Genomic DNA, 11305 nt, shown 5'->3' with positions numbered 1-11305 from the left:
GAAAATAGACTCCCCCAAAGAAACGAATGAAAGAATGACAAGTGACCGTCCACTTCCTTTCCCTTCTGACATAAAACTTCAAGAAAACCCTTTCGCTCCTGTGCTACAATAAGGATCGAGGAGGACCTATGAACAGTCTTTTACAAAATCCTTATCAAATTACCTTAACCAGCGAACTTGTCCAACGCAGGAGGGAAGGCGTAACCAGCCATCTCATCTTGAAGGATAGCATTTTGATGGACTATACCCGCTTGGGTCTGCCCATTGAAAGAGCAAGTTTGTCCGGTCTCCACCTCATCCGAACCTATACTTCCGGAGGAAAATTGGTCCATGTCGTTCAAGGAGCTCCCTCCTCTTCGGAGATCACTACCGAAGTCGACCCGCGAGACCGTATGAATAATCAACGGGATATTACCCTTCGCTTGCTGACCAGCCACGCCCTCTCCTATTATTTCAACCGTCATGCTTTCGACTTCCGGCGGTGTGAAATTCCAAATGTTCCCTCCACCCAAGTTACTTTTCTGGAAGAGGACCAACCGAAGGACGATGATCCCTCTCCCTCCCCTACCCTCCTGACCATACATGGCCACTTCACCAGAGAAGAAAGTCTGGAAATGATCCGGGTTCTCCAGGACCGAATTGATCGAGTGAGTCGGGCTGGTCTTCAGATTAAAACCAGTCGGGAAGATAACTTGAAAACAGCGGTTTTCGGCCTCTTTTCCGGCCCCTGGATCGGCCCCCATCTAGCCTCTACGGCGGAAATCGGCCCCTGGTCACTGAAGGTGAGATCCCTGGCTCCGGACTCCCTTACTCTGGAATACCAACTTCTCTGAATTCCTTCTCTTCCATCATACAAAAAACCCCTCCCGGGAAAGTTTCTCCCGGAAGGGGTTTTGTTTCTTCTTATTCTAATATTTATTGATCGCCCCGGCGACGGGTATTGGGGAGGGATGTACTAACCGTTCTCTTTGCAGGCTTTTGCTTACCACCGACTTTCCTCACCGTTTTTCGGGTCTTCTTGCTGATGTTTCCCATCCCCGGCATTGAAGTAAACAGGGCCAGGAGCCATGCGGTTCCCAAACCTACGCAACCGGCGACAAAGGTGGCAATCCCATACCAAACCCAATGAAGACCGTTGTCTGTGGTAAAGTTCCTTGATCCCATCCAGGCCAGGATAAGACCACCGATGATGCCGACCAGGGCAGGTAAATACTTAAATTTAGGTTCTCGGTGAAAAAAAACATAAACGAGGATGGTGGCTGCTACAAAGATAAGGATCAGGATGGGCAGCAGGTTAAGCTGGTCCTTGTATTTATTGATGATGCCGAAAATACTTGCCATAAACGTCTCCTTGACCTATTTTGTTTAATAATACCACGAATTAAAATGTCTGACAAAATTCCCAATTGGGGTAAAGATGGAATGACCTATTAAATAAGGAAGAGGAGGCTTTCATGAAAAAACGGAGAATAATCATCTTTTGCCTTATCGCTCTTATCCTTGTCAGCTGCCTGGCCCTTCCTCAGGCTTTAGCTGATGTCGGCGGTGGTGTAGATTGGGATGGTGATTGGGGCGGTGGCGGCGACTTCGACTGGGGTGGCGGCAATGACTGGGACGGCGGTAATGACTGGGGAGATAGTTGGGGCGGAACCACCAACTCCTACGGGAACCTCTTCTTTTTTATGTATCTTTTTGATAAGCTACCCTGGCCCGTTTGGTTGGTCATTCTCTGCTTCATCATTTTTGCCCGCTTCCGTTCAACTCGTTTCGGTGGACGGAGAAAACACTTCCCCTACCGAACAAGCCCCAAACCTGAGAACTTTCCGGAAGACCAGGGTCTTGACCGGCTCAAAGAACTAGATCCTGATTTCTCCAAGCCGGATTTCCTCTCTCGAGCCTCCACCATCTTTGTCACCCTGCAAAGGGCTTGGACGGAGAAAAATTGGCCCTCCATCCGTCCCTTTGAAGCAGACCAGCTCTTTTACCAGCACCAACAGCAACTGGAAGCTTTTGAAGATAAGGGACAGACTAACGTGGTCGAAGATATCAGTGTCCTCTCCACCAAACTGGAAGAGTTTACAGAGGATAAACAAAACCAGTACTTGACCACCATCCTCCAGGCTCGCTACAAGGATTATGTGGTAGATGATGCTACGGGCAAGGTGGTCAAGGGCGATCCCAAACGCAAGTATCTCATGACCTACCGGATGACCTTCCAGCGAAAGATTGATGCAAAGACTGAAAGCAACCAAAATATGAAGGTCACCCAATGCCCTAACTGCGGAGCTAACATTTCCATCGGTCAAAACGGAAAATGCGAATACTGCGGGTCAACGGTAACAACAGGTGCATACCAATGGGTCCTATCCGGCCTCCAGCCCCTATCCCAAAAAACTGTTTGATTTTGCCTATTCTTCTGAATATAGACAAGGGCGGCATATTGAAATGCCGCCCTTGTTGGTGGAAAAAGAGCTTCTAACCCTGATAATCTTGTGATTGGCATAATTATCAGGGTTTTTGATCCTGACAAAATAAAAGAGGCTGTGCCGAACGAGCCAATCGTTCGACACCGCCTCTTTTTGAAATCGGAATCCGTCTCCATTAACGCTTGGAGAACTGTGGGCTCTTACGGGCCTTCTTGAATCCGTATTTATAGCGTTCCTTCTTGCGGGAGTCGCGAGTGAGGAAACCGGAAGACTTGAGGGTCTTTCTCAGGTCGGGGTTGAACTCCAAAAGAGCACGGGCAATGCCCAAACGGAGAGCACCGGCCTGGCCGGCATAACCGCCGCCCTTGACCGTAGCGACCACGTCAAAACCGTTGAGGTTTCCGGTCAACTTCAGTGGGGAAAGGGCGTCCTGACGGAGGTCCTCATAGACGAAATATTCTTCAAATGGGGTGTCGTTGATGGTCACCTTACCCTGGCCGGGAAGGAGACGGACACGGGCTACCGCAGATTTTCTACGGCCGGTACCGCGATAAGATTGATCCATGGATGACCTCCTTAATCAAACTTCAGTTCTTCGGGCATCTGGGCGGCATGAGCATGTTCAGGGCCTGCATAGACCTTGAGCTTCTTATACATCTGCCGTCCCAGCTTGTTGTGGGGAAGCATCCCTTTGATGGCCTTTTCCAAAATCCTTTCCGGATGTTTTTCCAAAAGCTCTGCATAGGGAATCTCCCGGATGCCGCCGGGGAAACCAGTATGATAACGGTAGGTCTTCTTGTTTTCTTTGTTGCCTGTCAGGCGGACCTTGTCCGCATTGACAATGATGACATAGTCACCCGTATCAACATTGGGGGTGAAGGTGGGCTTGTGCTTTCCCCGAAGGACAGCGGCAACGTTGGTCGCCAGACGTCCGACGATCTGGTCGGTAGCGTCAACGACATACCACTTGCGCTCAACCTCCAAGGGTTTTGCCATGGTCGTTTTCATCTTTGCTCCTTTTCTTTTTCTACCCTCGCAAATTTAGCCTCCGCACTACGAGGTGGCGGGTTTTGGATATTCGACAATTTCTGTTTCGCACGCCGACGCTGCGAATGAGATTGAAGAAGAATCAAAGGGCAAAGCACTTTTGCCCATAATGATACCTAATTATAATAGCAAGATCGAGGGGGCCTGTCAAAAAAATCGCTTTAATGGCAGCTTTCATAATCCGTGATGATCTTTACCCGGTCACCATGGCGGCCGCCCTGGAATTCACCTTCCAAAAAGGCCTTGACAATGTCCTTGGCAATGTCCTCCCCCACCACCCGGGCGCCGAAGGAGATGACATTGGCGTTGTTATGCTCCCTGGACATGCGGGCGGAATAGGATTCCGAGACGGACCCGCAACGGATCCCCCTGACCTTGTTGGCGGTGATGGCCATGCCGATCCCGGTCCCACAGATGAGGACACCCAGGTCGCACTCTCCCCCGGCGACGCTCTCAGATACTTTGAGGGCATAGTCCGGATAGTTAACCCGACTATCATCGAAAGGACCGAAGTCCTTGACCTCATGGCCCAATTCCCGGATATATTCAACAATGGCGGGCTTTAGGACAAAGCCGGCATGGTCGGATGCAATGGCAATTTTCATGGTTTCCTCCTCCGCATTATAGTAAAAATTAGGAAGCAAGCCGGTAAGCCGTGTTCTGTTTTCGACTATCATCTGTCTTGGCCCGGCGTCACCACCGGGCTCCAGCGATCCTTTGTCCGGACGAGCAGCCCATTGGACGTTTGATCTTGCACCGGATAGGGTTTACAGAGCCAGACTGTCCCCAGCCTGCTGGTGAGCTCTTACCTCACCTTTCCACCCTTACCCTTGCGGGCGGTCTATTTCTGTTGCACTGGCCTTAGAGTCACCTCCACCGGACGTTATCCGGTATCCTGCTCTATGGTGCACGGACTTTCCTCGAACCTGTCGCGATAGTCCGGCTTACTTCCGATTTATTATCATATCACAAGGAGTGGGATGTCGACCAACGTTTTGAATCCAACCCGTTTTCCACCAGGGTGACCGGGACCTCAGGAGCAAAATCTCCGGCCCGGTTCATGGCCCGCTTCATGGCAGGGAACTCCGAACCATAGTGAGAAAGGTCGACCAGGAAGAGGCCCTGACGGAGGGCATCCTGGGCATCGTGGTACTTGATATCCGAGGTCACCAAAACCTGGGCCCCCTTTTCAAGGGCTTGGGGGACGAAGTCCATCCCTGACCCGCCCAAGCAGGCCACCCGGTCAACCGGGGCATCCGGGTCTCCATAGAAGGTGACCGAAGGAAGACCCAGCTTCTCCTGGATCCTTTCCGCATACTCTTTTAAGGGCATGGGATTCACCAACCGACCGTACCTGCCCATCCCCTTGGCCAGATCCCAGTGGGCGGAATCCAGGGGGGAATCCTCCAGAGGGAGCCGGCCCCGGAGGCCGATTTCCTCCGCCAGAACATCATTGACTCCTCCATCCACCCGGTCAAAGGGGGTATGGGAGGCATAGACCGCAATTTTCTTTTCAATACAGGCCACCAGGAGGTCGACCCGGGGAGACCCGTAAACCAGGTCCTCCAGGGGAGAAAAGAAGAGGGGGTGGTGGGTGAAGATGAAGTTGGCCCCCTCCTCCACTGCCCGGTCAATAGCCTCATGGGTCAGGTCCAGGGCCATGACCACCCCGGTCAGTTCCACTCCGAAGTCCCCCACCTGCTTACCGGAGTGATCCCAATCCTCCTGGAGGTCCAGGGGAACCTCTTTTTCCCAACGATCTACCCAATCTTGTATTCTCATCCCATCCTCCCTCATCGGTCAGGCCCTAACCAGGCCTCCAACCGGCTTTTTTCTTCAATCACTTTTTTCAAACGGCTTTCCTGCTTATCCCCTCGTTTCTCGGGAGGCCTGGTTGACAGTTTCCTTTCCAGGTCTTCCAGGCCGGCCAGATCCTTCCTCATCTTCCGAAGAAGGACCGGATCTCTTCTTGCAAGAAGGGAGGGGCCGTAATCCAAGAAGAAGGGGTCCCCCTGATCCACCCGGGCCCGGTAGCCCGGCTGGATTTTTCCAGCCAGGCGAACATCAAAGAGGGTATAAAACTTTCCCCCTTCCTCCACCATGTCTTCCCGTATTTCATAGGAGAGGGAAGTCAAATAGGTCCGAAAGAGGGCAAGGTCGCTCTGGGGACTCAAGACCCACTGGTGACAGGACCGGGAGAGACTGACCTCTCCTTCCAGAATGGACCGGACCAGGCTCCCCCCCATGCCGGAGATGACCAGGGCATCTGCCTCCTTCCAGGGAAGATTTTGGAGACCATCGGCCTTGACGCAAGTGATCTTTTTCTTCCAGCCCTCTCCCCCATCTTCGAGTGCCTCCTGGAGCTTGGCCAGAGAAGGGACGGAAATATCCGTGGCCAGGACCCGCCCGATGTCCTCCCTCCGGGCCAGACCCATGGAGGTATAGCCATGGTCACAGCCCACATCAATCACCCTTTCGCAGGGCAGAACCCGATCCACAAGAGCTTGGATCCGAGCACCACCAAGGTCTTTCTTTATCATCATTGTCTTCCTCTCTCCCCTCCTGAAAAAACCTCCCTCCCGGTAAGTCGAGAGGGAGGAGGCAGGGTGGCTATCCACTGACTATTCAATGAAGTCCTTAATCTTCTGGGACCGGGTGGGGTGCTTGAGCTTCCGGATGGCCTTGGCCTCAATCTGTCGAATCCGCTCACGGGTGACATCAAACTCCTTACCCACTTCTTCCAGGGTCCTGGGTGTCCCGTCATTGAGTCCAAACCGGAGTTCGAGGACCTTTCTCTCCCTTTCGGAGAGGGTGGAGAGGATATTCTTGAGTTCTTCACGGAGCATGATGAAATCCGCTGCCTCATCCGGGGCCACGGCCGTATCATCTTCAATAAAGTCGCCCAAATGGGAATCTTCCTCTTCCCCAATCGGAGTTTCCAGAGAAATGGGCTCCTGGGCGATCTTCCGAACCACCCGAACCTTTTCGACATCAATCCCCATCTCCGCCGCAATCTCCTCATTGGTCGGATCACGGTTGAGCTCCTGAAGGAGCTGGCGTTGGGCCCGGGAGAGCTTGTTGATGGTCTCCACCATGTGAACCGGGATCCGGATGGTCCGGGCCTGGTCAGCGATGGCCCGGGTGATGGCCTGGCGGATCCACCAGGTGGCATAGGTGGAGAATTTGAAGCCCCTGTGGTAGTCGAACTTATCCACCGCCTTCATCAAACCCAGATTTCCCTCTTGGATGAGGTCAAGGAAGGACATCCCTCGGCCTACATAACGCTTGGCGATGGATACAACCAGACGAAGGTTGGTCTCTGCCAAATACTGCTTGGCCTCAGACCCCTTCCAGCGAATCCTCATGAGATGGGCCTGGTCAGCTTCTCCCATAGGTTCACCCATGAGGAATTTCCGGGCAGGGATGGTCGCCTCCCGAACCTGAGCGAGGGCATCCAGATCAAAGTTGGCCTGATCAGCGGTCAACTCTCCCTGAAGAACCTTCTTCACCTTCTCCACTTCCTGGCCAAGAATTTCGTAAGAAGTCACTTCCTGCTCAGTCAGCTCATCCTTGGGTTGAGCCTTGCGGAGAGCGATGTTCATCTTGTCCATCTCCGTATTACGCTCGTAGATAATCCGGCGTTCCTCCGGATTCAGCTGTTCCTTCTCTGAAAACGGAGGGAGGCCGGCCTCCTCGGCCAGCTGGTAGAGAGATTTGACAGCAGTATCCTTATCCTCTTTCTTTTTATAGACCTGGTCCACTGCCGCCTTGATTGCCTCTTCATTGTCTAAGGCATAGGCAATTATTCTTTCCTGGTCCTCGGTAACCTGATCAGGCGATAAGATCCTGGTTACAACAGCCTCTTCAATTTTTATGCAAAAGTTGAGGGCCCGGGATTCCTCCACGGTCATGGATTTCTTGGATAGCCTTCGTCGGATATATCTCTCCACGTAAGCTGCTGTCTTCACCGCCCTGGCGATATCAGAATCCGGGGCCGGACGTTCTCCCTCCTGGCTCAGGACATGGTTGATAAAGAGGTCCAAACGGTCAAAACGTTGAGAAAGATCCTCCGGCAGGTCCTCCCCCTGACTCAAGCTATGGATGACTTCCAAGAGGAGGTCGGTCTGCGTTAAGTTAAGGGATTTCTTGGAAAGCTCAATCGCTTCACGAAGAGTGGGCCTTTCTCCTCGAAGGGCCTTCTCCACCATTTGGGCATTTTCCATCCGCTTAGCTAAGATGACCTCCTCTTGGGCGGTCAATAGGTCCACCCGGCCGATTTCTTTGAGATACATCTTGACCGGATCATCCACAGCCACATTCCGCATGGCCTTACGTGTTTCGGCTGCCTTTTGCTTCTTTGTCTTCTTCTTGGCTTTGGAAGAAGCCTCTTCTTCTTCCTTTTCTTCGACCTCATCATCCAAATCCTCCAGGTCGTCCAAATCCTCTTCATCAGCCAAGACTTCTTCTTCTAACTCTTCTTCCTCATCCAGGGCGGACCGGTAAACCTCATCCTCGATTTCTACCCCTCTTTCTTCCAACTCCTTGAGGACATCCTGGCGATCATCATCTTCCAGGCGGTCAAAGACATCCAAGTCCTCCAAATTCTTCAGGGCAATTTTATCGTGATTTTGGTCGGCAATTTTTTGAAGTTCTTCGATGATTTCCTGTTTGACATCGTCCAGATCAATAATCTCATCCTTATCCAACTTCTTGTCCGTCATAGGTCATCTCCCTCTTTCATTTGCATCATCTTTCGGTCGATCTCATGAAGCTCCTCAAAAAGTATTGAGATCTCCTGACCCCCGCCTTCCCGGGTCACCCGGCGAATCTCCCCCTCGAGCTTCCGTCTATTCTCATTCAGCCGGGCTAAGCCCACCCGTTGGAAAAGCTCCTTATCCAGGGCTGCCCGCTCATGGGCACTGACCCGGTCCATCTTTTCCCGGCTGACCAATTTCATATAAAAAACGTCCGGCAAAGCCTCTCCCAGGCTCTCCTTAAGTGCTTGAGCCGATGGAGAAATTCCTTCACTGCGAAGGGCGACCATGGTCTCTGCCAGGGTTCTCTCCAATCCCGGGCTCAAATAGTCCATAAGAAGAGCTAGTTTCTCCTCTTCAAGGGGCCCCGCCTGGAGGCGAAAGAGGAGGGCCTCTTCCAAGCGACTTCGAATCCGGAGGTCCCTAATCTCATCGGATGCCTGGGCCGGTGCCCTATCCATCCCTTCTTCACTGTAAGGAGGCGCTCCATCCTCATAAAGAGGGTCCATCTCCTCGTAATACTCCGGCTCATCATCATAGGCCTCATCTCCCGGATCAAAGGGATCGGGACCGATCACCCTGGCCTTCCGGGCTCTGGCTTCTTCCTCCAGAGCCTCCTTCTTTTTCACCGCTTCATCAAGGTCACTTTCCACAGATTCCGGCTTAACTCCGGCCAGGTCTGCTACTTCCCGGAGGTAAATATCCTGCACTCCCCGGCTATCCAAACCGGCCAAATAATCAAGGGCCTGGCGGAGGAAATCCATCCGACCGCTCGGCTCTTCCATATTATGACCGGCCTTGATGATCTTGATTTCAAAAGAAGGAGGATCGACAGCCTGGCGAATGGCTTCTTCAAAAGCCTCTTTCCCCTTAGCTTGAATATATTCATCCGGATCCAAACCATCGGGAAGGAGGATCATCTTGGGAACAATACCTTCCTTGCGGAAGACACCGATGGCCCTCCGTGCAGCCTTAATCCCGGCAGAATCTCCATCGTAACAGAGATAAACCTGGTCTGTATATCGCTTGATCAGTCGGGCCTGGTCCGGCGTCAAGGCTGTTCCCAGACTGGCCAGGGCATAGTCGATTCCCTGACCATAGAGACCGATAACATCCATATACCCTTCCACCATAATAATCCTATCCCTGTGGGGGCGTTCCATAACGGTATGAATCCCGTAGAGGTTGCGACCCTTATGGAAGACCTCAGACTCCGGGGAGTTGAGATATTTGGGGATTCCATCCCCCATGACCCGACCCCCAAAGCCAACGATCTTCCGCTGGTTGTTAAAAATGGGGAAAATGAGCCGGTTGCGAAACTTATCGTAAAAACCTTGGCCTGAGTTCGATCGGGCAATCAGGCCAAGGCTCAGAAGATCGGCATCCTCAGCCCCCTTGCCCTTCAAGAAGGTATAAAGAGATTGCCCCTGGCCATCCGCATAACCCAGAAGGAAAGGGTTAATAATGGCTGATGTCATCCCCCTCCTGCCCAGATAAGCCTGAGGACGGCGGTTGGTCAAAAGGCGACGGTAGTAGAACAGGGCCGCCTCCCGGTTGATCCGGAAGAGGGCCTCCTTTTTCTCCTGACGCTCCACCTCCCGGGGATCCGCCGCCTCAATGGGAATTCCATATTTATCCGCCAGGAAGCGAACGGCATCCGGAAAATCCAGGTGCTCCATCTTCATCACAAAGGTAATTCCATCACCCGATTCCCCACAGCCAAAACATTTATAGCGGCCAAGGTCCGGTGTCACCATAAAGGAGGGCGTCTTTTCCTGGTGAAAAGGACAGCAGGCCTTGAGCGAACGGCCTGCCGGTTTGAGATCCAGGTAGTCGCCAACCAGTCCGGCGATGTCAATGGCCTCCTTGACCCGGTCGATTGTCTGATCGGAAATATACACACTTACCTACTTTCAGAAATGCGGTGGAGAAGAAAAAAATAATAAACGTTACATCGTCGTCCATGCCTGGGGAATAAAGAGTTTACGGTAGGTGGAGATGAGATAGTCATCTGTCATTCCCGCTACATAATCCGCTACCACCCTTTCCAGGGGATCCTCAGCATGATCCTTAACATAGAGAGCACGGTGACTTTCAGGCAAACGTTCGGGCTCCTTAAGATAAAAATAAAAAATATCTTCGATGACCTTGAGAAGTTTATCATTCTCACTTTTCACCAGGGCATTATGGTAGACATTTTCATACATAAAAGCTCTTAGCTTTTTTGAGGCGGCCCAAACCTCCTCCGTCATCAAAATGTCGTCCTGGCCATCGGAGGCCTCGATCACCGCCATAACCATCCGGTTTATCCGGTCAGAAAAGGAGTGACCCAGAACATCCGTGCATTCTCCGGGCAGGTCCTCCTCCCTGAGGACCCCGGCTCGGATGGAGTCATCAATATCGTGGTTGACATAGGCAATCCGGTCGGCAAACTTGAGGAGGCGACCCTCCAGGGTGGCGGCTTTATGTCCGCCCGAATGATTCTTTATCCCGTCCAGAACCTCCCAGGAAAGGTTGAGTCCCACGTAGTCGTGGCGTTTGGATCCCTGCTCCATAAAAGAAAGAACCCGGACTGACTGGTCCGCATGGGAGAAGTTGCCCAGAATTTTCTCGAGAACATACTCCCCCGCATGGCCGAAGGGCGTATGACCCACATCATGACCCAGGGCAATGGCATCCACTAAGTCCTCGTTCAAGGCCAGGGCCCGGGCCATAGTCCGACCGATTTGGTCAACTTCCAAGGTATGGGTCAGACGAGTACGGTAATGGTCCCCTTCCGGGGCAATGAATACCTGGGTCTTATGTTTGAGCCGGCGGAAAGCCTTGGAATGAAGGATCCGGTCCCGGTCCCTCTGGTAAATCGTCCGGTAGGGGTCCTCCTCTTCGGGGAAAGCCCTTCCCCGTGACCGACCGGCCAGGCTGGCCTGAGGAGCCAAGAGGGCCTCTTCCATCTTTTCAATGTCTTTTCGCTGTCGCATGCCTCCCCCTCCTTCCGCTTATTAATCAACTTATCTATACCCCTCATGAGAAAAAACAAAAAGGAGACGGTATCCGTCCCCTTGTTCTTTTCATAAAAAT

The 11305-nt window shown here is 52.4% G+C and carries 11 protein-coding genes and 1 other RNA gene; 2 read left to right on the top strand and 10 right to left on the bottom strand.

The window, feature by feature from the left end; translation table 11 throughout:
- Window positions 1–128 precede the first annotated feature (128 nt).
- Window positions 129–833 (top strand): hypothetical protein, encoded by a 705-nt coding sequence (locus BN2373_RS05375; protein ID WP_053943083.1) that lies wholly within the window; start codon window positions 129–131, stop codon window positions 831–833.
- An 82-nt stretch (window positions 834–915) separates the two neighbouring features.
- On the opposite strand, the gene BN2373_RS05370 is transcribed toward BN2373_RS05375, so the two are convergent.
- The gene (locus BN2373_RS05370) at window positions 916–1341 is read right to left on the bottom strand and encodes a hypothetical protein (protein WP_053943082.1); all 426 of its coding nucleotides are present in this window, start codon (window positions 1339–1341) and stop codon (window positions 916–918) included.
- 113 nt (window positions 1342–1454) lie between these two features.
- Between BN2373_RS05370 and BN2373_RS05365 the strand changes: the two genes are divergently transcribed.
- The gene (locus BN2373_RS05365; RefSeq protein WP_053943081.1) at window positions 1455–2402 is read left to right on the top strand and encodes a zinc-ribbon domain-containing transport protein; all 948 of its coding nucleotides are present in this window, start codon (window positions 1455–1457) and stop codon (window positions 2400–2402) included.
- Window positions 2403–2601: 199 nt separating this feature from the next.
- On the opposite strand, the gene rpsI is transcribed toward BN2373_RS05365, so the two are convergent.
- From rpsI to BN2373_RS05325, 9 genes are all read right to left on the bottom strand, one after another.
- Window positions 2602–2991, bottom strand: coding sequence for a 30S ribosomal protein S9 (gene rpsI, locus BN2373_RS05360; protein ID WP_053943080.1), 390 nt, complete (start codon window positions 2989–2991; stop codon window positions 2602–2604).
- Window positions 2992–3002: 11 nt separating this feature from the next.
- Window positions 3003–3434, bottom strand: coding sequence for a 50S ribosomal protein L13 (gene rplM / locus BN2373_RS05355; RefSeq protein WP_053943079.1), 432 nt, complete (start codon window positions 3432–3434; stop codon window positions 3003–3005).
- A 200-nt stretch (window positions 3435–3634) separates the two neighbouring features.
- Window positions 3635–4078 (bottom strand): ribose 5-phosphate isomerase B, encoded by a 444-nt coding sequence (gene rpiB, locus BN2373_RS05350; RefSeq protein WP_053943078.1) that lies wholly within the window; start codon window positions 4076–4078, stop codon window positions 3635–3637.
- Window positions 4079–4106: 28 nt separating this feature from the next.
- Window positions 4107–4424: RNase P RNA component class A (gene rnpB, locus BN2373_RS07575), an RNA gene on the bottom strand.
- A gap of 15 nt (window positions 4425–4439) precedes the next feature.
- Entirely contained in the window at window positions 4440–5255 is an 816-nt protein-coding gene (locus BN2373_RS05345; RefSeq protein ID WP_162200051.1) for a Nif3-like dinuclear metal center hexameric protein, read from the bottom strand.
- 11 nt (window positions 5256–5266) lie between these two features.
- Complete coding sequence (locus BN2373_RS05340) at window positions 5267–6013, bottom strand: tRNA (adenine(22)-N(1))-methyltransferase (RefSeq protein ID WP_053943076.1); 747 nt, start codon at window positions 6011–6013, stop codon at window positions 5267–5269.
- 81 nt (window positions 6014–6094) lie between these two features.
- A complete protein-coding gene (rpoD, locus tag BN2373_RS07770) occupies window positions 6095–8194 on the bottom strand; it encodes an RNA polymerase sigma factor RpoD (RefSeq protein WP_082338037.1) in 2100 nt (699 codons plus the stop codon).
- On the bottom strand, window positions 8191–10128 hold the full coding sequence (gene dnaG, locus BN2373_RS05330) for a DNA primase (protein ID WP_053943075.1): 1938 nt from the start codon (window positions 10126–10128) through the stop codon (window positions 8191–8193). Before dnaG ends, rpoD begins: the two co-directional genes overlap by 4 nt.
- Window positions 10129–10176: 48 nt before the next feature.
- Window positions 10177–11205: a deoxyguanosinetriphosphate triphosphohydrolase gene (locus BN2373_RS05325; protein WP_053943074.1), complete on the bottom strand. Its 1029-nt coding sequence runs from the start codon at window positions 11203–11205 to the stop codon at window positions 10177–10179.
- Window positions 11206–11305 lie beyond the last annotated feature (100 nt).

It is taken from the genome of Kallipyga gabonensis (assembly GCF_001286805.1).
GTDB classification, from domain to species: domain Bacteria; phylum Bacillota; class Clostridia; order Tissierellales; family Peptoniphilaceae; genus Kallipyga; species Kallipyga gabonensis.
The sequence above is the reverse complement of the archived record's forward strand: the minus strand, read 5'-3'. Positions and strand labels throughout refer to the sequence as shown.